Genomic DNA, 22,718 nt, shown 5'->3' with positions numbered 1-22,718 from the left:
CGCGATGATGAGCGGATGCTCAGGTTCATGTTCGTCGGCGACTCGATGACCATCGGCAGCGCCGGGGAACACACCTGGCGCTACTGGATGTGGCAGCATCTGTGCGCCACGCTCGGCGCCCCCTTCAAGGTCGTCGGCCCCCGCGAGGCCCTCTACGACAAGGCGGCCGAGGCCCCCACGTCGTACGCGTACGCCCAACCGGACTTCCCGCGGCGCCACTTGGCGGGCTGGGGCGAGGGCTGGCAGCACATGGTGCCGCTGATCGAGGACGCGGTGCGGCGGGAGCGGGCGGACGTGCTGCTCGTCTCCCTCGGCCTGATCGACCTCGGCTTCTACACCAACGCCGAGCAGACCGCCGCGAACGTCCGCGCCTTCGTGACGGCGGCCCGCGCCGCCAACCCGCGCGTCGCGATCGCCGTGCTCCCCGTCATCCCCAACGTCCGCGCGCACGACGACGCCGCCTTCGCCGCCGAGGTCGCCCGCTTCAACGAGCTCCTCGCCAAGACCGTCGCCGACCTGGACACCCCGGCGTCCGCCCTCCTCCTGGCCTCGCCCCCGGACCCGTACGACATCCACTACGACACGTACGACGGCACGCACCCCAACGAGCGCGGCGAGCGGAAACTGGCCGACGCCTACGCGGCCGCCCTGGCCCAGGCCTGGGACCTCGGGGCGGTCCCGGCGCCGCGCTAGGCCCGCCGTCCGGACCGGCGTCGCCCGTCCGGCCGACGCCCTTCGGCGCGGCCCCGCCGTCTTTCGGCGCCCCGGCCCTCGCCTTTCGGCACCCGCTCCTAGCCGGAAGGCCGACGTCCAGGAGGCGGCCGGCTTCCTAGGTTCGGGGCATGACGGTCCTGACTCCTCCCACCCGCGTCACCGAGCGGGCCCTCGCGCCGGACGTCGCGCGCGGCCTGATGCTGCTGCTCATCGCCCTGTCGAACACCGCCTTCCACCTGTGGCGGGCCGAGCACGGGCCCTCCGGCTGGCAGCCCGTGGACGGGTCGTGGCTCGACCACGTGGTGCAGTTCCTGATGATCATGACCCTGGACCTGCGGATCTACCCGCTGTTCGCGTTCCTCTTCGGGTACGGGATGACGCAGATGTATCTGCGCCAGACCGGGCACGGCACCAGCGGGCGCGCCGCCGTGGGCGTGCTGCGCAGGCGCAGCCTGTGGATGGTCGTCATCGGGCTCGCGCACTCCACGCTGCTGATGGCGGGCGACATCATCGGCTTCTACGGCGTCCTGAGCCTCGTCCTCGGCTGGGTCTTCGTGCGCAGGAGCGACCGGGCCCTGAACTGGTGGATCTGGATCGGCGTCGCGCAGACGCTCCTCCTCACCCTGGCACCGGTCGTCGCCGCCCTGCTGCGCGGGGACCTGTGGTCGCTCGGGGACGCCGGGGCCGAGCCCGGATACCTCGCCTACGGGGCCGACGACAGCAGCTGGCTGGACGCCGCCGGGACGCGGGGCACGACCGGCCTCTTCGTCACCTTCGGCGCCTCGCTGCTGTCCCTGGTCGGCGGCGGGTACCTCGTCTTCCTGCTGGGCTTCTGGGCCGCGCGTCGGCGGATCCTGGAGGAGCCGGGCCGCCATCTGCCGCTGCTGCGCCGCACCGCGGTGATCGGCGTCGCGGTGGGCTGGCTCGGCGCGCTGCCCGCGGCGCTCGCCCACGTCGGGGCGATCCACGTACCGGACGACGCGCAGAGCGAGGGCGGCGCCCTGACGACGCTGCGGGACCTCACGGGCACCGCGGGCGGCATCGGATACGTGGCCGCGATCGCGCTGTTCGTCGTGTGGTGGACGAACCGCTCCCCGCGCCCGGGCGCCACGGCCGTCGCGGCGGTCGCGGCCGTCGGCAAGCGGTCGATGTCCTGCTACCTCACCCACTCCCTCCTCTTCGCCCCGCTCCTCGCCGCCTGGGGCCTCGGCCTCGGCGCGCACCTGAGCAGCGCGACCATGGCCCTCGTCGCGACGGCCGTGTGGCTGGTGACCGTCGCGGGCGCCCACGCCCTGGAGCGGGCCGGGCGGCGGGGCCCCGCCGAGGCGCTGCTCCGGCGCCTCGCCTACGGCGCCCGCACGGCCGGGGCCCGGCCACAGGCCGCGGGCTCGGGCACCCGGAAGGCGGACCCGGGCGAGGGGGCCCGGAAGGCGGAGGCCGGGGCCAGCCTGCGCAGCCCCCGCTGAGCCTGGTCCCGCCAGTGCGGGGCGTCGGCCCGGCGCGCCAGGGACAGGGCCTGGCAGTAGTGCGTGACGGCGTCGTCCGCGCGCCCCAGGTGCTCGGCGATCTCCCCGAGGTACTGGGCGACCGGGCCGAGCGTGGCCATCCCGGACCCGGCGCCCGCCAACTCGTCGGCGGCGGGCAGGAGTTCCTCGTACGCCGCCTCCGCGAGGTCGTCCTCGCCGAGCCGGACGGCGGCGAGCCCGGCGGCCGCGAGGCGCAGCTCGTACAGGAAGTCCCGGCGCATGGTGAGGAGTTCGGGCAGCAGCGCGCGGGCCCGCGCGCCGTGCCCGGCGGCGGCGAGGGTCAGCGCGTGGGTGGCGCCGCAGCCCGCGCCGCGCCCCCACGTCTCGTACTCGCGCAGCGACAGGTCCACGTGCTCGGCCAGGCGCCCGTCCTGCTGGCGCAGACAGAACAGCGCGAGCCCGTACACGGCGTGCTCGGCGCCCCACAGGCCGAGCCCGCCGATCTCGTCGCGCGCGGCGGCGTAGCGCCGCCCGGCCTCGTCGTGCCGGTGGGCGACCGCCGGGCGCAGCGCCCCGTACAGGGTGGGGACGAGGCCGAGCGCCGGCATGCCGAGCCCGGCGGCGAGCCCGTGCACGGCCGCCGCCTGCTCGTCCGCCTCGCGGAACGCGGCCCGGGCGGCGTGCGCCTGGAGCAGCGCGGTCCGGGCCACCGCCTCGGCCGCGCCGAGGCCCGCGCCCCGGGCGACGGACAGCATCTCCTCGGCGACGCGGGCGCGGCGCGGCGCGAGCCCCGCGGCGCCGTACGTCTGCAGGAGGCGGCTGTTCAGCGCGTGGACGAGCAGCCGTGGATCGCCGGTGCGGCGGGCGAGGCGCTCGGCCTCGGCGGCCGCGCGCAGCGCCCGCTCCCCGCCGAAGCCGTCCAGCTCACGGGCGAGGACGGCGTGCAGTCGGCACCGCAACTCCACCTCCCACTCCGGCAGTTCGGCCAGGAGGTGCTCCACGGCTCCGGTGACGCGCGGGTCGGGCCCGGTCGCGTAGTCGCGGTGGTACCAGAGGGTGGGCATGTCGTCGCACGCCACGAGGCGCGCGAGGGCCTCGGGGGCGCCGCCCGTGGGGAAGCGCTCCAGGGCGCTGACGCGCTGGGCCCGCGCGCCCTGGAAGTCACCGGCGGCCGTGAGGCTGCGGACCAGGCCGACGACGAGCGCGGGGCCGTCGGGACCGGCCACCAGCGGGGCGGTGCCGAGGCGTTCGTGGACGACGAGCGCGCGCCGCCACAGCCGCGCGGCCTCCTGGTGGTCGCCGTCCTGCCGGGCGGCGGTGGCGGCGGCGTCCACGTGCCGCACGGCGCGGTCCACGTCACGGGGGCCCGCGGACTCCAGGCGGTGGTGGGCGAGCGCGCCCAGGTCGTCCGGGCGCAGCCGCTCCACGGCGTCGGCGGCACTGGCGTGCCAGCGGGTGCGGCGCAGCCGGGAGGTCTCCTGGTAGAGGGTGTCGCGGACGAGGGCGGAGGCGAAGCGGAGGCGGCCGGGCCCCGGTTCGCCGAGCAGGCCGGAGCCCAGGGCCTCCTCCAGGTGTTCGACGTCGGTGCCGCCCCGGTGGGCCGGGCCGCCCTCGCCGTCGGCCGCGCACATCTCCAGGAAGACATCGATGTCGAAGTCCGTTCCGGCGACGGCCGCGCGACGCAGCATGCCCTGCGCACCGGTGCTCAGCGCCCCGAGCCGGTGCCGGACCACGTCGGCCACGCCGGGCGGGACCCGGGTCAGGGCGGCGTCCACGCCCTCGGCGCTGAGCAGCCGTGCCGTCTCCCGTACGAAGAAGGGGTTGCCGCCGGTGCGCTCCGTGAGGCGGCGGACGGTGTCCTCGTCGAGCTCCGGGGCGGGCTTCCCGGCGTGGACCGCCAGTTCGCGCAGGACGGCGCCGACGGAGGTCGCGTCGAGGCCCTGGAGTTCCAGCCTGGCCGGTTCGCAGCGGGCGAGCGCGGCGAGGGTGTCGCGGGCCGCGTCGGTCAGCTCCTGCGTGCGGAAGGTGACCAGGAGCAGCACGGGGCTCTCCGCCAGGGCGGTGGGCAGTCGGCGCAGCAGCGTGAGGGTGTCGTCGTCGGCGTGGTGCAGGTCCTCCAGGACGACGGCGAGGGGGGTGCGGCGGGCGACGGCGGCGAGGTGCGCGGTGGCGGCGGTGTGCGTAAGGAACCGGGTCGACTCGGCGTCGGCCCCGGCCACGGAGGCGGCGGGGTCGAGGAGCGGGGCGAGCGCGGGCGGGGCCGGGTGCCCGTCGGCGACCAGCGCGCGCAGGAGCTCCGCCCAGGGGTGCGCGGGCGGGGCGCCGGTCTCCTCCGGGCAGCGCCCCCGGGTGGCGGCCCAGCCGTGGGTGGCGGTGAGCGCGTGCGCGGCCGTCTCGACGAGGGCGGTCTTGCCCGTGCCGGGGGCGCCGCCCACGAGGGCCACGCGGAGCGCGCCGCGCTCGGCCGCGTGCCGGGCCTCCCCGGCGAGGCACTCCAGGGCCTCGGCCCTGCCGGGCAGCTCGGCGGGGGGCTGGTCGGCGGCCCGGGACACCTCGGACTGCGCCCGCCCCTCCCCGGACTCCGGGCTCCGCTCGAACAGGGGACGGCCGCCCGCGGCGGGGACGACGGCCGGCGGCGACACGACGTGCTCCACGGCCCCCGCCAGGCTTCCGCACTGGCGGAGGATGTCCTCCTCCAGGGTCCGCAGCGCGGGGCCGGGGTCGATGCCCAGTTCCTCCTTGAGGACGGCCCGGGCCGTGCGCAGGGCGGAGAGGGCGTCGGCCTGGCGGCCCGTGCGGTACAGGGCCAGGGCGAAGAGCCGCCAGCCCTCCTCGCGCAGCGGGTGGGCCCGGGTGTGGGCCTCCAGGTCGGCGACGACCCGGGCGGCCGCGCCGAGGGCGAGTTCCGCGTCGGCGAGGCGCTCGGCCGCAAGGAGCCGCAGCTCGCTGAGCCGGGTCACCTCGGGCGCGGCCCAGGCCTCCGCCGCGAACTCCGCGTACGCGCCGCCCCGCCACAGCTCCAGGGCGGCGGTGAGCCGGTCCCTGGTCTCGGCGGCCCGGCCGGGCGCGGACGGCTCCGCGGCCCGGCGTACGAGGTCCTCGAAGCGCCAGGCGTCCACCGCCGCGAGGTCGAGGCGCAGCGCGTAGCCGGGCGGCGCGGTGACCAGGGTGCGGGGCGGGGTGCGGCTGGGGCGGCCGGGTTCGAGGGCCTTGCGGAGCGTGGAGACGAGGGTGCGCAGGGAGCCGAGCGCCCGCTCGGCGGGGGTGTCCCGCCACAGGTCGTCGATGAGCTGGTCGAGCGGCACGACCCGGCCGCGGGCCATGAGCAGCCGGGCCAGGACGGCCCGGTGGCGCGGGCCGCGCAGGTCGGCGCGGCGGCCGTCGTCCCAGGCCTCCACCGCCCCCAGTACGCGCAGTTCCATCACAGCGTTCCCCCTTCGGCGCAGGGGGACGCGGCCGCGCCGGTCAACGCGGCGGGATGGTGTTCCCCCCAGGGCCGGTCCTCACCGCGCTCGTTCTCCCCCGAGCCCGGCGTGTCGGCCGCGGCGTCCATTGGACGCGGGCGCCTCACCCCGCGTCAATTCGCTGCCCATTCCCGGCGGGTCATGCTGTTTGCGCAGGCCAGGGGGTCAGGCGGCGCGGGTGGCCGGTTCGCGAGGGTGGCCGGCGTGGAGGCGCCGGTGCCGCGGACGGGCCGCCCCGCACGGCCCGGCCGCGGCGGAGTGGCTGGGCGGCGCGTGACCGCGCCTCCGTGCGTATCGTTGTACTGCGCGGCTGCCCGCACCCGGGGGCCGGGGAGGAGCCACGATGTCCGTCGTAGAGAACGACAGGATCGACATGGCCGACTACAACGCCGAGAGCCTGGACCAGTGGTTCGAGCTGATCGAGCGGATGGTCCCCGAGGGAATCAAGGCAGAGGTTGTCGAGGGGGCAGTCGCCATGGTGCCGCAGCGCAATGTGCACTGGCAGATCATCCGGAGGATCCTCTACGCACTGGACGACAGGTTCGGCCGTGATGCACTGGTGATGACGGATGTACGCATCGACTTCCCCGGCTACCAGAACGGTTTCTGCCCGGACGTGGCGAGGTTCCGCGACGGAGCGAAGCCGGACGCGGAAGGGCGCTGGTGCTACGAGGACGTGGAGTTCGTCGCGGAGGTCATCTCCCGGGGCACAGGGCGGAACGACTACGGCCCGAAGAAGACCACCTATGCCGACGCCGGTGTGCCCGTCTACCTCATCGCCGATCCGTACCAAGGCCGCTGCCACGTCTACACCAACCCCAAGAACGGCGAGTACCTGGCCGTCTCCAAGTCCGACTTCGGTGACGAGGTCGACCTGACCGGCACGGTCGTCGACCTCGTCCTCACCACCGCCGACTTCCCCCGCGACTGACCCCGGCTCCCCGGGCCCCTTGCTTCGAGCGCACTTCAAGCCGTTGGCTTGGACCCCATGAAGTACACGCAGCTGGGACGCACCGGACTCAAGGTCAGCCGACTCACGCTCGGCACCATGAACTTCGGGCCGCAGACGGACGAAGCCGACAGCCACGCCATCATGGACGCCGCGCTCAACGCGGGGATCAACTTCTTCGACACCGCCAACGTGTACGGCTGGGGCGAGAACAAGGGCCGTACCGAGGAGATCATCGGCAACTGGTTCGCCCGGGGCGGCGGACGGCGCGACAAGGTCGTGCTCGCCACGAAGGTGTACGCCAACATGGCCGCCGACGGGGCCCCGCCCTGGCCCAACCACGACCTCCTGTCGGCCGTCAACATCCGCCGCTCCGTCGAGGCCTCGCTCCGGCGCCTCCAGACCGACCACATCGACGTCTACCAGTTCCACCACATCGACCGGAACACCCCGTTCGAGGAGATCTGGCAGGCCATCGACGTCCTCGTACGGCAGGGCAAGATCCTGTACGCGGGGTCGAGCAACTTCCCCGGCTACAAGATCGCCCAGGCCAACGAGACCGCGCGCCGCCTCGGCAGCTACGGCCTCGTCAGCGAGCAGTGCCTGTACAACCTCGCGGAGCGGCGCGCCGAGATGGAGGTCCTCCCGGCCGCGCGGGAGTACGGCCTCGGCGTCATCCCCTGGTCGCCGCTGCACGGCGGACTGCTCGGCGGCGTCCTGAAGAAGGAGGCCGACGGCGGGCGGCGGACCGAGGGCCGGGCCGCGGAGGCGCTGGCCGACGGGGCGGTGCGGGCGCGGATCCAGGCGTACGAGGACCTGCTCGACAAGCACGGCCTCGCGCCCGGCGAGGTGGCCCTGGCGTGGCTGCTCACCCGCCCCGGTGTCACCGGGCCCATCGTCGGGCCGCGCACGGCCGAGCAGCTCACGTCGGCCCTCCGGGCGGTCGACCTCGACCTGACCGCGGAGCTCCGCGCGTCCCTCGACGACATCTTCCCGGGCCCGGGCCCGTCCCCGGAGGCGTTCGCCTGGTAGCGCGCGTGCCGGTGCCGGCCCTCAGGACTCGGCAGCGGCCCGGCCCGCACGACGCCGGGGCTCGGGCGACACCCGGGCTCCGGCTACGCCCGGGCTCCGGTCCGCCTCACGGCTTGGCCCGCCTCCGGCCCGGCCCTGTCTGGCCCTGCCCGGCCCGTATCCGGCTGGTGCAGCGGCCTGGATCCTGTCCCGCCCCATCCCGTCCCGTAGCGATGCGGGCCAGGTGCGACCCGGCCCGCTCCACGCCCGTCGTACGCGCGTCGCCCGGCGGGGGGGCGGCTACTTTCCTGCTGCCGCCGCCAGTGCCACCACGACGAACATCAACACGAGCACACCGGCCATGATCCGGTTCCTGGTCTTGGGATCCACGCCATCGAGCGTAACCGCCCCGCCGGATCCCTCACGGAGCGCCCCAGTCCCACCCCTCCCCGAACCAGGTGCTGCCGCCCCTGGCACCCCGCCCGAAACCACCGCGCGAACGCGCTCGCCCTCAACCGCCGGACGGGCCAAACCAGCCCCACCACAGCGCTGCCCCCCCTCAACCGACGAGCCCCTCACCACCAACATCACCCCCAGCCGGAGAGGCCAAGACCCCACCCGCCCGCCCCCTCCGGGGGCGCAGGCCGCCGGGGCAGCACGGGTGGGGGCGGTGGGAGAAAACCCGCCGCGGTAGCGGCGGGGAGGCCCCCAGGAGGCAGCACCGGAGGGGCCGGGGCTCGGCGCGGGGGGGCTCAGGTGTGGAGGGGCCAGGTGGTCAGGGGCTCGTAGCGGGGGCGGGCCCCCTGCAGACCGGCCCGGGGCAAGTGGCTGCGGACGAGCACCAGCTCCCCCACCCCCCACTCGGCCCCCGAGAACCCCCCGAGGCCCTCCACGAAGGGCCGCAGCTCCACCTCCCCCCGCCCCCGCGCCAGGGTGAGGTGGGGATGGAAGCCCCGCCCCGCGTCCACGCCGGGCCCGGCCCCGGCCCTGCGCGCCGCCGCGGACACCCGCCCCGCGAGCAGCCGGAGCGCGGCGACCTCCCCGGCCACGCCCGCCCACAGCGCCCGGTCCCCGAACCGCCCGCCCCCGTGCAGCGCGAGCGCGAACGGCGCGGTGCGCCCGGCCGCCCGCCCGAGCCGCGCGCCGAGGTCGGCCACGACCGCCTCGTCGACCTCACCGAGGAACGCCAGCGTCACATGCCACCCGGCACGCTCGGTCCAGCGCAGCGCCTCCGCGCCGGGCAGCCGCCGCAAGTCGTCCACGCGCCCGGCGAGTTCGGCCACCACGGGCTCCGGGGGCAGCACCGCCACGAAGAGTCTCATGCGGCTAGCCTGCCCTGATGGACAGCAACAGCACAGATCACACCGGCCCCATACGCGTACGCACGGGCGGCGCGGAGGACGTTCCCGTGTTCCTCGGCCTGCTCGACAGCGCCGCCGAGTGGCTGGTGGCGCAGGGGTACACGAAGCAGTGGGGCACCGAGCCGCTGTCGGCGAATCCGCGGGTGGTGGAGTCCGTGGAGAAGTACCTCGCCACGGGCACGCCGTGGATCGCCGAGGTGGACGGGGTGCCCGCGGGCATGCTGATGCTCACCGACGGCCCCACCGGCTACGTGGCGCCGGTCGACGAGCCCGAGCGGTACGTGCACTACCTCGCCACCGCCGGGCGCTTCGCGGGCCTGGGCGTGGGCAGGACGCTCCTGGCCCACGCCGCGGCCGAGACCCGCGCCCAGGGCGTGTCCCTGCTGCGGGTCGACTGCTACGCGGGCAACGGCGGCAGGCTCGTCGCGTACTACGAGAGCAACGGCTTCGTCCGTACGGAGACCTTCACGGCGAAGGACGGCACCTGGCCGGGCCAGGTCCTGGCCATGCGGGTCTGAGCAGGGCCCGGCCCCGGCCCCGTACGGGACCGGGGCTCCGGGGCCGGCTCACGCCGCCGGGGCCAGGGCCACCTCGCGCGGCACGAAGCGCACGTGCTGGCGGCCCCGGCGCAGATCCACCTGCAGGCGCAGGTTGGCCGCGCGCGCCAGGCCCAGGACGACGCCGAGCGAGGCCAGAGCGACGACGAGCCCGCCGAGCGCGAAGCTCACACGGACCCCGTAGGTGTCGGTGAGCCAGCCGAAGAGCGGCCCGCCGAGGGGGGTGCCGCCGACGAACACCATCATGAACAGGCTCATCACCCGGCCCCGCATCTCGGGGTCGGTGGCCATCTGCACCGAGGAGTTCGCGGTGACGTTGACGGTCAGGCCGATCGCGCCGACGGGGATGAGCAGCGCCGCGAAGACGTACGCGTTCGGCACGGCGGCCACGGCGATCAGGGCGGCGCCGAAGAGCCCCGCCGTGGCGGTGAGCATCCGCAGCCTGGACGTCCGGCGCCGGGCGGCGAGCAGCGCGCCGATCAGCGATCCGGCGGCCATCAGCGTGGTGAACGCCGCGTACATGCCGGAGCCGCCGTGGAAGACGTCGTCGGCGTACGCGCTCAGCCAGATCGGGAAGTTGAAGCCGAACGTGCCGATGAACCCGATCAGGACGATGGGCCAGATCAGCTCCGGGTGGGCACGCACATAGGTCAGGCCCTCGCGCAGCTGGCCCTTGCCGCGGCGCGGGGCGAGCGGGCTGCGGGTCAGTTCGCCGGTGCGCATGAGCAGCAGACCGGCGATCGGAGCGAGGAAGGACAGGCCGTTCGCCAGGAAGGCGTAGCCGGGTCCGACGGCGGCGGTCACGACGCCCGCGACGGCGGGGCCGATCAGGCGGGCGGACTGGAAGTTGGCCGAGTTCAGGCTGACGGCGTTGCGCACCTGGTCCGGGCCGACCAGCTCGGAGACGAAGGACTGGCGGGTGGGGTTGTCGACGACGGTGACGAGGCCGGTGAAGAAGGCCGTCACATAGACGTGCCAGACCTGGACGTGGCCCGTGAGGGTCATCGCGGCCAGGAACAGGCCGCCGAGGCCCATGGCTCCCTGGGTGACGAAGAGCAGGTTCCGCTTGGCGAACCGGTCGGCGATCACACCGCCGTACAGGCCGAAGAGCAGCATCGGCAGGAACTGCATGGCCGTCGTGATGCCGACGGCCGCGGAGGATCCGGTGAGGCTGAGGACCAGCCAGTCCTGGGTGATGCGGGCCATCCAGGTGCCGGTGTTCGACACGACGGCCCCGGCCGCGAAGAGCCGGTAGTTCCGGATCCGCAGCGAGCTGAACATGGAGGTCTTGGAGCGGACAGAGGGGTCGAGGGCGGTTGGTGCGGGGGCGGAGTCTGCTCCGGATCCCGTACTCAAAGGGGTTCGCCTCCTTTGGCGGTCCGGGCCCGCGCGGGGCCCTGAGGGGCACGGCCCCCGAGGGGGCCGTGCCGGTGGTCAGTCGGTCACAGGTGGGCCAGCTTCTCCAGCACGGGCGCGGCGTCGCGGAGCTTCGCCCACTCGTCGTCGTCGAGCTCCTCGGTGAGCCGCGCGAGCCACGCGTTCCGCTTTCTGCGGCTCTCCTCGAGCATGGTCTCGGCCTGCTCGGTCTGTGTGACCACCTTCTGGCGGCGGTCGTCGGGGTGCGGTTCGAGCCGCACCAGACCCTTGGCTTCGAGCAGCGCGACGATGCGGGTCATCGACGGCGGCTGCACGTGCTCCTTGCGGGCGAGCTCGCCCGGGGTGGCGTTGCCACAGCGGGCGAGGGTGCCGAGCACCGACATCTCGGTGGGGCTCAGCGACTCGTCGACCCGCTGGTGCTTGAGTCGACGGGAGAGGCGCATCACGGCGGAGCGCAGTGAGTTCACGGCGGCGGCGTCGTCGCCATGGGAGAGGTCCGGCATGGTCTTTAGAGTAACTCATTACTCAGGCTAAGTACCACCGCGTTTACGCGCGCGGGAAGCGGGACCTGCCCAGGAACCGGAACACGGAACCCCTTCGTCACCCGAACGAGTGAGTCGGATTCGGAAAGTCACCCATCGCCCGTCCGGGGACGGAGACCCTGGCGGGCATGGCATCGACAGTGCTCAGCCTGCGGATAGACAGTGAGCTGCTCGACCGGCTCCGGAAGCATGCCGCCAAAAGGGGAATGAGCGTCCAGGACTACGTGGTCCGGACGCTCATCCGTGATGACTTCGACGAACGCTTCAAGTCGTCCGTCGAGGAGACAGAGAGGTTCTACGCCTGAGGCCGCGCGCCGCGCCCGGGCTCGGGACCCGGACGCGGCGCGCGGCCTCAGGGGCCCGCGGGGCTCTAGGTGAGGTCGAGCGCGGGCATCAGGTAGTAGAAGGCGAACACGGCCGAGACGACGTACATGGCCACCGGCACCTCCCGGCCGCGCCCCGCCGCGAGGCGCAGGACGGTGAAGGTGATGAAGCCCATGCCGATGCCGTTCGTGATCGAGTACGTGAACGGCATCATCAGCATCGTCACGAACGCCGGGATCGCGATCGTGTAGTCGCTCCAGTCGATCTGTCCGATCGAGCCCGACAGGATCAGGAAGCCGACCGCGAGAAGGGCGGGCGTAGCCGCCTGCGAGGGCACCATCGTGGCCAGCGGGGTGAGGAAGAGCGCCACGGTGAACAGGCCGCCGGTGACGACGTTGGCGAAGCCGGTGCGGGCACCCTCGCCGACGCCCGCCGTGGACTCCACGAAGCAGGTGGTGGCCGAGGAGGACGAGGCGCCGCCCGCCGCGACGGCGATGCCGTCGACGAACAGGACCTTGTTGATGCCGGGGAAGTTCCCCTTGTCGTCGGTGAGGTGGGCCTCGTCGCCGATGCCCATGATCGTGCCCATCGCGTCGAAGAAGCACGAGAGCAGCACGGTGAAGACGAACAGGATGCCGGTGAGGACGCCGACCTTCTCGAAGCCGCCGAACAGGCTGATCTCGCCGACGAGCCCGAAGTCCGGCGTCGCGACCGGGTTGCCGGGCCACTCGGGGGTCGTCAGACCCCAGGAGGGCACGTCGGCGACCGCGTGGATGATCATGGCGAGGACCGTCATCACGACGATCGAGAGCAGGATCGCGCCCGGCACCTTGCGCACCAGGAGCGCGAGGGTGAGCAGCACGCCGAGGACGAAGACGAGCACCGGCCAGCCGTTGAGGTGGCCGTCGCCGCCGAGCTGGAGCGGCACGGTGGTGTGGGCGGCGTCCGGGATGCGCGAGACGAAGCCCGCGTCGACCAGGCCGATCAGCATGATGAACAGGCCGATGCCGATCGCGATGCCCTTGCGCAGGCCGAGCGGCACCGCGCTCATCACCCGCTCCCGCAGCCCGGTGGCGACGAGCAGCATCACCACGAAGCCCGCGAGCACCACCATGCCCATGGCGTCCGGCCAGGACATGCGGGGCGCGAGCTGGAGCGCCACCACGGTGTTCACGCCGAGCCCGGCCGCGAGCGCGATCGGGACGTTGCCGATGACGCCCATGAGCAGCGTGGTGAACGCGGCGGTGAGCACGGTGGCGGTGACCAGCTGCTTGTTGTCCAGCTGGTGGCCGTACATGTCCTTCGCGCTGCCCAGGATGATCGGGTTGAGCACGATGATGTACGCCATCGCGAAGAAGGTGGCGAAGCCGCCGCGCACTTCCCGCGCCAGGGTCGAGCCCCGCTCCGAGATCTTGAAGAACCCGTCGAGCCCGCCCTGCGGGGAATTCGGGGGCGGCTGCTTGGCGTCGACCGGAGCGGTGGCCGAGGGGGACATGCGGGACCTCATGACCTCTGTTGAACGGGATAAGCCGAGCTTGCGCGAATTTGTATCTTCATACGAAAGCAACTGGCCATTAAGAAGCCGTTTCAGTATGAATACATGAGCGTGAAATGGCTATCTCCGCGCGTAGAGCCTTGGGGCACAAGGGGTCCCGGAGCGCGCTCAGGGCCGGTGGGGGCCCCGTCTAAGCTGAGGGCATGGCGAAGTGGACACCCAAGCACGAGGCGCCGGAGCCCCTGGAAGGGCCCGTCGTCGCCACCATCACGGGCGGCACGGCCATCTGGTTCGTCCTCTTCCTGGTCCAGCTGCCGTTCTACGGCTGGTTCGACGACCGCGACGCCACCTGGTGGGTGTGGACCTGCCTCGCGGGCGGCGGCCTCGGCCTGATCGGCATCTGGTACGTGCGGGGGCGCGAGGCGGCCATCAAGCGGGCGGAGGCTTCTCGTACCGCCGCAGTACGGGATGCGACCTGAGGGCAAACCCCCTCCTACCGTGGTCGGATCTTTCAGACATTCAAGGGGTGAAGCCCCTGATCCCCCCTTACCGTCGAAGGCATGACGCATATCGACGCGGGCGCCGAGCTCGATCCGGTCCACCCGGTGCCACCGCCGACAGGACGCGCCACCGGCCTCAGCGCCGCCGAGGTGGCCGAGCGGGTCGCCCGCGGCGAGGTCAACGACGTACCGGTCCGCAGCAGCCGCTCCACCGCCGAGATCGTCCGGGCCAACGTCTTCACGCGCTTCAACGCGATCATCGGCGTGCTCTGGGCGATCATGCTGTTCGTCGCGCCGATCCAGGACAGCCTCTTCGGCTTCGTGATCGTCGCGAACACCGGCATCGGCATCATCCAGGAGCTGCGCGCCAAGAAGACCCTCGACGGGCTCGCCGTCATAGGCGAGGCCAAACCGACGGTCCGGCGCGACGGCGTGGCCGCCGAGATCTCCACCTCCGAGATCGTCCTCGGCGACCTGGTGGAGCTGGGCCCCGGCGACAAGATCGTCGTGGACGGCGAGACGGTCGAGTCCGACAGCCTCGAAGTCGACGAGTCCCTGCTGACCGGCGAGGCCGACCCGGTCCTGAAGAAGCCCGGCGACAAGCTGATGTCGGGCTCGTTCGTGGTCGCGGGCGGCGGCGCCTTCACGGCGACCAAGGTGGGCCGCGAGGCCTACGCCGCCCAGCTCGCCGAGGAGGCGAGCCGCTTCACCCTCGTCCACTCCGAGCTGCGCTCCGGCATCTCCACGATCCTCAAGTACGTGACGTGGCTGATGATCCCGACCTCGATCGGCCTGGTCATCTCCCAGCTCGTCGTCAAGGACGACAACTTCAAGGAGTCGATCGCGTACACGGTCGGCGGCATCGTCCCGATGATCCCCGAAGGCCTGGTCCTGCTCACCTCCGTGGCCTTCGCGATCGGCGTCATCCGCCTCGGCCGCCAGCAGTGCCTGGTGCAGGAGCTCCCGGCCATCGAGGGCCTCGCGCGCGTGGACACCGTCTGCCTCGACAAGACGGGCACGCTCACCGAGGGCGGCATGGACGTCACCGAACTGCGCCCCCTGAACGGCTCGGACGAGACCTACGTACGCAAGGTCCTCGGCGCCCTCGGAGAGTCGGACCCGCGCCCGAACGCCTCCCTCCAGGCCATCATCGACGCCTACCCCGACAGCGAGGAGTGGCGCTGCACCGAGTCGCTGCCGTTCTCCTCCGCCCGCAAGTACAGCGGCGCCAGCTTCAGCGAGAGCGACGGCGAGAGCTCGACCTGGCTGCTCGGCGCGCCCGACGTGCTGCTTCCCGCCGGGGACCCGGCGCTCGACGAGGTCGAGGACCTCAACCACCAGGGCCTGCGCGTGCTGCTCCTCGCCCGCGCGGCGGGCGACCTGGACGCCCCCGACCTCGCCGCGGGGGCGCGCCCCACGGCCCTGGTCGTCCTGGAGCAGCGGCTGCGGCCCGACGCCGCCGACACCCTGCGCTACTTCGCGGAGCAGGACGTCCAGGCCAAGGTCATCTCCGGTGACAACGCGGTCTCCGTGGGCGCGGTGGCGGCCAAACTGGGCCTGCCCGGCGCCGAGAACACGGTGGACGCGCGGCAGCTGCCCAAGGAGGAGGCGGCGATGGCGCAGGAGCTCGACGCCAACTCCGTCTTCGGCCGCGTGACCCCGCAGCAGAAGCGGGACATGGTGGGCGCGCTCCAGTCCAAGGGCCACACGGTCGCCATGACGGGCGACGGCGTGAACGACGTCCTGGCCCTGAAGGACGCGGACATCGGCGTGTCCATGGGCTCGGGCTCGGAGGCGACGCGGGCGGTCGCCCAGATCGTCCTGCTCAACAACAGCTTCGCGACGCTGCCCTCAGTGGTGGCGGAGGGCCGCCGGGTCATCGGCAACATCACCCGCGTGGCCACGCTGTTCCTGGTGAAGACGGTCTACTCCGTCGTCATCGCCCTGCTGGTGGTCTGCTCCCAGGTGGAGTACCTGTTCCTGCCGCGCCACCTGACGCTCCTGTCCACCCTGACGATCGGCGTCCCGGCCTTCTTCCTGGCGCTCGCCCCCAACAAGGAGCGCGCCAAGCCGCACTTCGTCCGCAGGGTCATGCGCTACGCGCTGCCCGGCGGCATCATCGCGGCCCTCTCCACCTTCGCCACGTATCTGCTCGCCCGCCACCACTACGTGGGCGACGGCGCCCGCGAGGCCGAGACCAGCGCGGCCACGCTCACGCTCTTCCTGGTCTCGCTGTGGGTCCTGGCGATCATCGCCCGCCCGTACACCTGGTGGCGCATCTGCCTGGTGGCGGCCATGGGCCTGGGCTTCCTGCTGGTCCTGACCATCCCCTACCTCCAGGACTTCTTCGCCCTGAAGCTGGTCGGGACGACGATGCCGTGGGCGGCGGTCGCGATCGCGGCGGTCGCCTCGGCGGCGACGGAGTTCGCCTTCCGCTGGGTCGACCGCCGCTTCGCGGCGTGAGGGACTAGCGCACGTCGACGACGTCCCCCCGAACGCATACCGGAAGGTCCCGTCCACGGACGCCTTCACCGTGGCCTTGAGCTGCCCCTTCGCCCCCGACTTCACGGTCTTGACCGTCGTGTAGGCACTCGCCCCCTTGGCCTTGAACTGCAGCTTCACCGACTGCCCGGCATAGCCCGCGTACTTCCGGGACTCCCAGTTCGCCCGGGTCAGGGCGCCGGAGACGGTGACGGTCTCGCCCTTGTTCACCGGCTCCGGGGAGGCGTCGGCGGTGAGCTTGGCGGCGCGCAGGACGCGGGCGGTCTTGTACTTCTCCTTGATGACGTGGTTCTCGGCCCGGCCGTTGCCCAGCAGGCCGGCCACGACGTTCCACGTGCCCGCGGTGCTGTTCTTGAGCCCGCGGGGGTGGGCGACGACGACGACCTTGCAGGTGGCGCGCTTCGCGTCGATCTTGGTGCAGCGGGGGTCCTTCGCCGGGCTCAGCATGCCGTCCAGGCGGCTCCAGTCGAGCTTCTTGCCGTACCACAGCGCGACGAAGCCGTCCTTGATGCCCTTCGGGTCGGTGCCCGTGACGGTCATCGTGATCTTCTTGCTGGACGTGCCGAGCACGATGTCCTTGCCGCCGTTGACGACGACCTTCGTGATCTTGGTGTGGCCCTTGTGCGTGTCGGCGGCCTGGGCGGCCGGGAGGGCGAGACCGGACAGGACGACGGCGCCGGAGACGGCGGCCACGGTGGTGCGAATGCGCATGGGGTGGTTCCTCAGGAGTGCTGGTGCGGTACGGAGGCGGTTCAGCGGACGTCGATGGCGTCGCCCGCGGAGGTGACGGCCGGGGTCGTCGACGTACCCGCGAAGACATAGCGGAAGGTGCCGTCGGCCGAGGCCTTCACGGTGGTCCTCAAGTTGCCCTTGGCATCGGACTTCACCGTCTTGAGCGTCGAGTAGCCGCTCGCACCCTTCTTCTTGAACTGAAGCTGCACCGGCTGCTGCGTGTAACCCGCGTACTTGCCGGTGTCCCAGTTGGCCCGGGTCAGGGCCCCGGAGACGGTGATCGTCCTGCCCTTCTTCACCGGCTCGGGCGTGGCGTTGACGGTGAGCTTCGCGGCGCGCTTGAGGCGGATGCCCGTCTTGTACGCCGTGCGGATGACGTAGTCGTCGTCCGTGCCGCCCGCGGCGGCGAAGAGCTTCCAGCCGCCGCCCGCCATGTGGTTGGCGAGGCCGTTCTTGTCCCAGGAGGCCTTCGGGTTCACCGTGATGCTCACCGTGCAGGTCGCGCTGGTGGCGCTGAGCTTCTTGCACTTCTCGTCGGCGACCGGGGCGAGCACGCCGCTGACGTTCTGCTCGTCGAACTTCCGGCCGTGCCACAGGAGACCGCCGCCGCCCGCGATGCCCTTGGCGTCGGTCGCGGTGACGGCGATGGTGAACTTCTTCTTGGCGGTGGTGCCGACCACGATGTCCTTGCCGCCGTTCACCACCGCCTTGGTGATCTTGGTGTCACCCTTCTGGGCGTCCTTCGGCAGAGCGAGGATGTCCGGCCCCGCGGCCTGCGCGGCCGGAGCCAGGAGGGCGGACAGGGCCAGGGCGCCGGAGACGGCGGCCACGGTGGCACGGATGCGCATGTTCTCCCCTGAGGAAGGAAGGGGCCCCGTGGTGCCGCAGCCGTCACACGGGGACCGATCGATCTAGGAGTCTGTTGACTCCCAGATCAGACCCGCATCCATGGCCAAAGGTTGTACGTTCCATGAAACCCGCTGGCCGGGCTAGTCGAACCAACGGTCCCTCGCCAGTTCGCCCGTCCGCGACGGGTCCTCCAGGAGCGCGGCCACCTCGAAGCGGCGCGGCCACTGACGGGCCGCCCAGGACAGGCCCGCGGCGACGCCCTCCACGGTCGCGGCGTGCACCGTGCCGTCGGGGGTGCGGCGCCACTCCAGGTCCACGCCGTCCACGACGAGCTCCTCGTGCTCGCGGTACGTCGCCGGGGTGGCCGGGCCCAGCAGCACCCGCACCGACTCGGGCACCTCGTGCTCCACGCCCGACGCGGGGTCCACCTCCGCCCGCACGTACGCGCTCAGCCGCTCCGCCTGGAGCAGCTCCGCGAGGTCACCGGCCCGCGACGGGGCCACGGGAAGCAGCGGCAGGCCCGCCGTCAGCGGCAGCAGGTCGGGGGCGTCCGCGACCACCGCGTCCCCGGTGTCGACGCACATGACCTCCGTGCCCTCGCCGCCCAGGACCGCCCGCACCTCGTCCGGCAGCGTGACCTGCTCCGGGTCGACGTCGGCCAGCGCCCCGTACAGGGCGTGCAGCTGGGCCGGGGAAACGGTCCGCGCCGGGTCCGCGAGCCGGTCGAGCAGCTCGGCGGCGCCGCCGGGTTCGGCGAGCAGCGCGCCCACGGACGTCCGGACGCCGAGCGCGCGCAGCACCTGCTCGTCGTCGAAGCCGGCCGCGTCGGCGGAGTCGTACAGGCCGTCGAGCAGCGGATCGCCGCCCGCCGCCCGCAGACCCGCCGGGCGACGGCCGTCCAGGACCGGGTGGCCGCGCAGCCACCAGGCCGTGTACGGGCGCACGCTCTCCGTCGTGCCGTCCGGGAGCAGCACCCGCACCGGCTGGGTGAGGGCGTCCCGCAGCGGCGGCCGGGACAGCAGCGCGAGCGCGCGCGGCCACTGGTCGTCGGCCACCAGGTCCAGGTCCCGCACCGCCACGATCTCCGTGGCCACGGGCGGCACCGCCGTGTCCGGAAGCCGGTCGAGCACGTCCTCGCACCACACGTCGACCGCGTCCAGGAGGCCCGCGTCGTCGGGCTCGGCGAAGTCCCCGTCGCGGGGCTCCAGGTCGTCCGGGTCGAGGACCACGTCCGTGGCGCGTACGAGGGTGAAGGAGGCGAGGACCCCGCAGGCGGCCAGCGGCTGCTCGCCCCACCGCCCGGCGACGTCCGCGTCCACGAAGGCCAGCTCGCCCTCGCGCATGACCTCGGCGAACGCGCTGCCGGGCAGCACGAGTTCACCGGCGGGCGCGGGCTCGCCGTCCTCGTCGGGCAGCGCGAGCGCGCCGAGCCAGGGCTCGTCGCCGGGCGCGAGGTCGGCGTCGCGGACGAGGCCGAGCACGAGCTCGGCGAGCTCGTCGGCGGCGAGCCCCGCTTCCTCGTCGAGGCCGTCGTACCAGGAGTCGTCGTCGAGCGAAGCGGCCACCGCCGCCCGCACCTGAGGCGTCGTCAGGACCGCGCGGGGCGTGGCGGGCAGCGCGCCGAGCTTCTCCAGGAGCGGATGCGCGGCGTCCGCGTGGGCGACCTTCAGGCCGAGCCGGGCCAGGGCGGCGGGCGCGGTCGCGTCCCCCGGCGCGGGCAGCAGGACCTGGCGCGGCCCGATCGTCGTACGCCCGCTCGCCAGCGGCACGGGCAGCCCCGAGAGCCGGTCGGGGTCGACACCGGCGAGGGTGTCGTACAGGCGCCGCCACCAGGACGGCTCCCGCTCCAGGCCCGCGAGCCGGTCGACCGCCTCGGTCAGCGGCAGCCGGGCGACGCCGAGCGTGCGCAGCTCGCCCCGGCGCTCCAGGCCCGCGGGCAGCAGGCTGGGCAGGACCTCGGCGAGGATCCGCACGGTGTCCGCGCCCGCGCCCTCCACGACCTCCGCGTCGCGCGGCCGCAGCGCCTCGGGGACCGCGTCCTGGGACCACTCGTCGGCGGGCTCGCGCACCCGGCCGTCGGCGGGCCCGCGCACCGGAGCCGCGGCGGGCGGCAGGAACGCGGTGCGCGGCAGCCGGTCGAGCACGGCCTGCCGCAGCGCGCCGTCCAGCTCGCTGCGGCCGAGCGGCCCCGGCACCAGGCCGATGACCGCCTCCGTCACCGGCCGCCACCCGGCGAGCAGTTCGGCGTACGCGTCCGCCGCCCGCTCCACCAGGAAGTCCGTGAGCGGGCCCGGCGCGGCGTGGCGGCGGCTGGTGTCGAGCGGGAACGTGCCGATCAGCAGCGCGGGCACGCCGAGCGGCTCGTCGCTGGGGGTCGGCGCGTGCAGCACCGGGCTCGTCCGGGGCGCGCCCGGCGTGCCGTCGTCGGCCACCGGCACGGCCCAGGTGAGCTGCCAGTACGGGCGGAGGCGTTCCTCCACGGGGCGGTCCGCGAGCAGCCGCGCCTCCAGCTCCCCTGCACGGGTGACGGTGCGCCAGCGCGTCGTGCCCTTCCGGGAGTCCGCCACGACGGTGTCCGCGCCGTCGGTGGAGCGGCGCAGGACCCGGGTCGTGCCGTCCGGGGTGCGGACGGAGACCTCCTCCAGGCCGGGCAGCGCGAGCAGCAGCGCGTCGTCGACGCCGGCGAGCAGCCGGGTGACCAGGTCCTCGGCGGCGACGTCGCGCAGCGGCAGGATCACGACCGTGTCGTATCCGTCCGGAGCGGTGCCCTCCGCCGCCAGGGGAAGCCGCAGCAGCGGTACGTGGCCGTCGCGCCGCCGCACCTCGTCGCCGAGGCCCGGGCTGAACCTGGCCGTCTCGGCGGCCAGTTCGCGGGCCTCCGCGAGGGACCAGCGCACCCCTCCGGTGCGGCCCACCACGGCGGGCTCGTCCGACACGGCGAGGACGGCGGCGAAGCCCACGCCGAAGCGTCCGGTGGTCCGCCGCAGGGCGTCGCCCTCCCGCTTCGCGGACGCCCTGAGCGTCGCCAGGGACTCCACGCCCGCCGCGTCCAGCGGGGCGCCGGTGTTCGCCGCGGCGAGGACGCCGTCCTGGAGCGTGAGCGCGAGCCGGCCCGGCACGCCCGCGCGGGCGGCCGCGTCCGAGGCGTTCTGCGCGAGCTCGACGACCAGGCGGTCGCGGTAGCCGCCGAGCGCCAGGTCCTCCTCGGCGTTGGCGTCCTCCCGGAACCGGGCCGGGCTCGCCGCCCAGGCCTCGAGCACGGAGCGGCGCAGACGGGCGGTGCCGAACGGGTCGGTGCCCTCGGTGGCAGGCCGCACGGTCTTGCTCACGGTTCGTCGCCCTTCTCCGGTTGGCTGTGGGGGCGAACCGTATCGCGTCCCGCACCGGGCGCCCTCCGGGGGCTCGGGCCGCGCCCCCGCCGCAGGAGCCGTGGAGGCACCGGAGCCGTGGGGGCTAGGAGTGGCCCAGGTCCTCGTTGGCCCCCGGTTCCGCGGGCGGGACCGAGCCCGAGTCGGGGGCGGGCCGCAGCGGCAGCTCGTCGACCCTCGTCTCGTCCAGGACCGGCGGGGCGGGGCGCGGCGGCTTCGGCATGACCGCGGCCTCGGAGTGCCCGCCGCAGCCGTACGCGAGCGAGACCACGTGGCCGTCCGCGGGACCGAACTCGTTCGCGCACACGCCGAAGGCCTGCCCGAGCGAGCCCCCGATGGGCACCAGGAAGCCACAGCTCACACAGGACGCGGGCGCGGCCTGCGCCATCGGCGTCTTCGCGCCGTACCCCTCGTCCCAGCGGTCGGCGGAGGTGTGCAGGCCGTACCGGGAGAGCACCCGGGCGCGGCGCATGCCGAGCTCCTCGGCGAGGGCCGCGAGGGAGCCGCGGGCGGGCGCGGCGTCGGTGGCGGCGGCGTCCGCCTCCCGGGCGGTGTCCGTGCCGCCCGTGCCGTCGGCGTACTCCGCGTCGGCGCGCTCGGCCAGCTCCTGCGACAGGACGGAGTTCGGCGGCGGCGCGTCCTCGCCGGAGTAGCCGGGCTCCAGGCGCAGGTCCTCGGCGTCCGTCGGAAGGAGGTCGCCCGGGCCCATGTCGCCGGGGCGCAGCCGCTCGCTCCACGGCACCCACTCGGGCGCCAGGAGCGCGTCAGGGCCCGGCAGCAGCACGGTCTCGTCGAGCGTGACGACCTTCGCGCGGGAGGCGCGGGCCACGGTCACCGCCCAGCGCCAGCCGCGGTAGCCCAGCTCCTTGCACTCGAAGAGATGCGTGACGACGCGGTCGCCCTCCACGACGACCTCGACATGCTCACCGACCACCCCCGGCGCGGCGGCCTCCTCGGCCGCGGCCCGGGCGAACCCGACGGCCTCGGCGCAGAGGCGGTCGGGGGTACGCGGGGTGCGCTGGGTGCGGCTTCGCGTTGTCGCTGCGCTCACAGGTATCGCTTCTCTCCTACGCCGTCTCACGGGTGCGCCACCCTTACGCGGGGGCACGGACGGAGCGGACCAGGGGGCCGCGTCGACGTCCGCGCCCGACGTCACGGGCGCGCCTACGCCATCCATTCTGCGGGATGGCCATGAGGCGCGCGGCCGAGAGCTTCCGCCGCAGGCGCGTTACGCACGCTACCTGTTCCTGGCCCCTGGGCCCACACCGGCGCCCACCCCGAGCCGCCGGGACCGGGGCCACCGCGCCGGTTTTCCCGCCCGCCCGTCCGGCGCGCGGCGGCGGGCGAAGGCGGGCGCGCGGTACGGCGGGAGTACCTGGTCCGTGGTTGAAGGGGCGGTGAAGGGACGGGTGGGCGGGGGGAAACATGTGGGGCGCCCGGTGGGACAAAGTGCCTGGTCACGGGCGGGTGGGGCGACATGGGAGGACGTCGGGCGGGAGAGGTGCCA

General features: G+C 73.8%; 15 protein-coding genes and 1 pseudogene. 8 read left to right on the top strand and 8 right to left on the bottom strand.

The window, feature by feature from the left end; translation table 11 throughout:
- Nucleotides 1-15: 15 nt before the first annotated feature.
- Nucleotides 16-693: a GDSL-type esterase/lipase family protein gene (locus AC5WAM_RS22850; RefSeq protein ID WP_172387992.1), complete on the top strand. Its 678-nt coding sequence runs from the start codon at nucleotides 16-18 to the stop codon at nucleotides 691-693.
- Nucleotides 694-842: 149 nt separating this feature from the next.
- Complete coding sequence (locus AC5WAM_RS22845; RefSeq protein ID WP_495518633.1) at nucleotides 843-2,180, top strand: DUF418 domain-containing protein; 1,338 nt, start codon at nucleotides 843-845, stop codon at nucleotides 2,178-2,180.
- 2,045 nt (nucleotides 2,181-4,225) lie between these two features.
- On the opposite strand, the pseudogene AC5WAM_RS22840 reads toward AC5WAM_RS22845, so the two are convergent.
- Nucleotides 4,226-5,602 (bottom strand): annotated as a pseudogene (locus AC5WAM_RS22840) (AfsR/SARP family transcriptional regulator); the annotation flags it as partial.
- A gap of 385 nt (nucleotides 5,603-5,987) precedes the next feature.
- Between AC5WAM_RS22840 and AC5WAM_RS22835 the strand changes: the two are divergent.
- Together AC5WAM_RS22835 and AC5WAM_RS22830 are read left to right on the top strand one after the other, a co-directional pair.
- A complete protein-coding gene (locus tag AC5WAM_RS22835) occupies nucleotides 5,988-6,575 on the top strand; it encodes a Uma2 family endonuclease (protein ID WP_495518632.1) in 588 nt (195 codons plus the stop codon).
- Between the two features lie 57 nt (nucleotides 6,576-6,632).
- The gene (locus tag AC5WAM_RS22830; RefSeq protein ID WP_495518631.1) at nucleotides 6,633-7,625 is read left to right on the top strand and encodes an aldo/keto reductase; all 993 of its coding nucleotides are present in this window, start codon (nucleotides 6,633-6,635) and stop codon (nucleotides 7,623-7,625) included.
- Between the two features lie 731 nt (nucleotides 7,626-8,356).
- Here AC5WAM_RS22830 and thpR read toward each other — a convergent pair.
- Nucleotides 8,357-8,926, bottom strand: coding sequence for an RNA 2',3'-cyclic phosphodiesterase (thpR, locus tag AC5WAM_RS22825; protein ID WP_495518630.1), 570 nt, complete (start codon nucleotides 8,924-8,926; stop codon nucleotides 8,357-8,359).
- Nucleotides 8,927-8,943: 17 nt separating this feature from the next.
- Here thpR and AC5WAM_RS22820 point away from each other — a divergent pair, with 17 nt between their 5' ends.
- A complete protein-coding gene (locus AC5WAM_RS22820) occupies nucleotides 8,944-9,483 on the top strand; it encodes a GNAT family N-acetyltransferase (protein WP_366791288.1) in 540 nt (179 codons plus the stop codon).
- A gap of 48 nt (nucleotides 9,484-9,531) precedes the next feature.
- On the opposite strand, the gene AC5WAM_RS22815 is transcribed toward AC5WAM_RS22820, so the two are convergent.
- Nucleotides 9,532-10,878 (bottom strand): MFS transporter, encoded by a 1,347-nt coding sequence (locus AC5WAM_RS22815; RefSeq protein ID WP_495518629.1) that lies wholly within the window; start codon nucleotides 10,876-10,878, stop codon nucleotides 9,532-9,534.
- A gap of 86 nt (nucleotides 10,879-10,964) precedes the next feature.
- Nucleotides 10,965-11,402, bottom strand: coding sequence for a MarR family winged helix-turn-helix transcriptional regulator (locus tag AC5WAM_RS22810; RefSeq protein WP_138960366.1), 438 nt, complete (start codon nucleotides 11,400-11,402; stop codon nucleotides 10,965-10,967).
- Nucleotides 11,403-11,569: 167 nt separating this feature from the next.
- Here AC5WAM_RS22810 and AC5WAM_RS22805 point away from each other — a divergent pair, with 167 nt between their 5' ends.
- Nucleotides 11,570-11,746 carry a ribbon-helix-helix protein, CopG family gene (locus AC5WAM_RS22805; protein ID WP_138960367.1) on the top strand — a complete coding sequence of 59 codons (177 nt, stop codon included), beginning with the start codon at nucleotides 11,570-11,572 and terminating at the stop codon, nucleotides 11,744-11,746.
- A 65-nt stretch (nucleotides 11,747-11,811) separates the two neighbouring features.
- Here the strand turns inward: AC5WAM_RS22805 and AC5WAM_RS22800 are convergent, their stop codons facing one another.
- On the bottom strand, nucleotides 11,812-13,260 hold the full coding sequence (locus tag AC5WAM_RS22800) for an NCS2 family permease (RefSeq protein ID WP_366791286.1): 1,449 nt from the start codon (nucleotides 13,258-13,260) through the stop codon (nucleotides 11,812-11,814).
- Nucleotides 13,261-13,463: 203 nt separating this feature from the next.
- Between AC5WAM_RS22800 and AC5WAM_RS22795 the strand changes: the two genes are divergently transcribed.
- Together AC5WAM_RS22795 and AC5WAM_RS22790 are read left to right on the top strand one after the other, a co-directional pair.
- Nucleotides 13,464-13,739: a DUF2530 domain-containing protein gene (locus AC5WAM_RS22795; RefSeq protein ID WP_366791285.1), complete on the top strand. Its 276-nt coding sequence runs from the start codon at nucleotides 13,464-13,466 to the stop codon at nucleotides 13,737-13,739.
- Nucleotides 13,740-13,820: 81 nt separating this feature from the next.
- Nucleotides 13,821-16,223 (top strand): HAD-IC family P-type ATPase, encoded by a 2,403-nt coding sequence (locus AC5WAM_RS22790; RefSeq protein WP_138960370.1) that lies wholly within the window; start codon nucleotides 13,821-13,823, stop codon nucleotides 16,221-16,223.
- A 791-nt stretch (nucleotides 16,224-17,014) separates the two neighbouring features.
- Here AC5WAM_RS22790 and AC5WAM_RS22785 read toward each other — a convergent pair.
- The 3 genes from AC5WAM_RS22785 to AC5WAM_RS22775 all read right to left on the bottom strand — a co-directional run bounded on the left by AC5WAM_RS22785 (nucleotide 17,015) and on the right by AC5WAM_RS22775 (nucleotide 22,262).
- A complete protein-coding gene (locus AC5WAM_RS22785) occupies nucleotides 17,015-17,842 on the bottom strand; it encodes a calcium-binding protein (RefSeq protein WP_495518628.1) in 828 nt (275 codons plus the stop codon).
- 141 nt (nucleotides 17,843-17,983) lie between these two features.
- Complete coding sequence (locus AC5WAM_RS22780; RefSeq protein ID WP_495518627.1) at nucleotides 17,984-21,172, bottom strand: sacsin N-terminal ATP-binding-like domain-containing protein; 3,189 nt, start codon at nucleotides 21,170-21,172, stop codon at nucleotides 17,984-17,986.
- 124 nt (nucleotides 21,173-21,296) lie between these two features.
- On the bottom strand, nucleotides 21,297-22,262 hold the full coding sequence (locus tag AC5WAM_RS22775; RefSeq protein WP_495518626.1) for a DUF3027 domain-containing protein: 966 nt from the start codon (nucleotides 22,260-22,262) through the stop codon (nucleotides 21,297-21,299).
- Between the last annotated feature and the right edge of the window lie 456 nt (nucleotides 22,263-22,718).

This window comes from Streptomyces sp. JLYT201 (assembly GCF_059448825.1).
The sequence above is the reverse complement of the archived record's forward strand: the minus strand, read 5'-3'. Positions and strand labels throughout refer to the sequence as shown.

Excerpts from the sequence above, each read along its gene's own strand:
- AC5WAM_RS22850 (WP_172387992.1), top strand. The coding sequence starts at position 16 with ATGCTCAGGTTCATGTTCGTCGGCGACTCGATGACCATCGGCAGCGCC.
- AC5WAM_RS22845 (WP_495518633.1), top strand. The coding sequence starts at position 843 with ATGACGGTCCTGACTCCTCCCACCCGCGTCACCGAGCGGGCCCTCGCG.
- AC5WAM_RS22835 (WP_495518632.1), top strand. The coding sequence starts at position 5,988 with ATGTCCGTCGTAGAGAACGACAGGATCGACATGGCCGACTACAACGCC.
- AC5WAM_RS22830 (WP_495518631.1), top strand. The coding sequence starts at position 6,633 with ATGAAGTACACGCAGCTGGGACGCACCGGACTCAAGGTCAGCCGACTC.
- thpR (WP_495518630.1), bottom strand. The coding sequence starts at position 8,926 with ATGAGACTCTTCGTGGCGGTGCTGCCCCCGGAGCCCGTGGTGGCCGAA.
- AC5WAM_RS22820 (WP_366791288.1), top strand. The coding sequence starts at position 8,944 with ATGGACAGCAACAGCACAGATCACACCGGCCCCATACGCGTACGCACG.
- AC5WAM_RS22810 (WP_138960366.1), bottom strand. The coding sequence starts at position 11,402 with ATGCCGGACCTCTCCCATGGCGACGACGCCGCCGCCGTGAACTCACTG.
- AC5WAM_RS22805 (WP_138960367.1), top strand. The coding sequence starts at position 11,570 with ATGGCATCGACAGTGCTCAGCCTGCGGATAGACAGTGAGCTGCTCGAC.
- AC5WAM_RS22800 (WP_366791286.1), bottom strand. The coding sequence starts at position 13,260 with ATGTCCCCCTCGGCCACCGCTCCGGTCGACGCCAAGCAGCCGCCCCCG.
- AC5WAM_RS22795 (WP_366791285.1), top strand. The coding sequence starts at position 13,464 with ATGGCGAAGTGGACACCCAAGCACGAGGCGCCGGAGCCCCTGGAAGGG.
- AC5WAM_RS22790 (WP_138960370.1), top strand. The coding sequence starts at position 13,821 with ATGACGCATATCGACGCGGGCGCCGAGCTCGATCCGGTCCACCCGGTG.
- AC5WAM_RS22785 (WP_495518628.1), bottom strand. The coding sequence starts at position 17,842 with ATGCGCATCCGTGCCACCGTGGCCGCCGTCTCCGGCGCCCTGGCCCTG.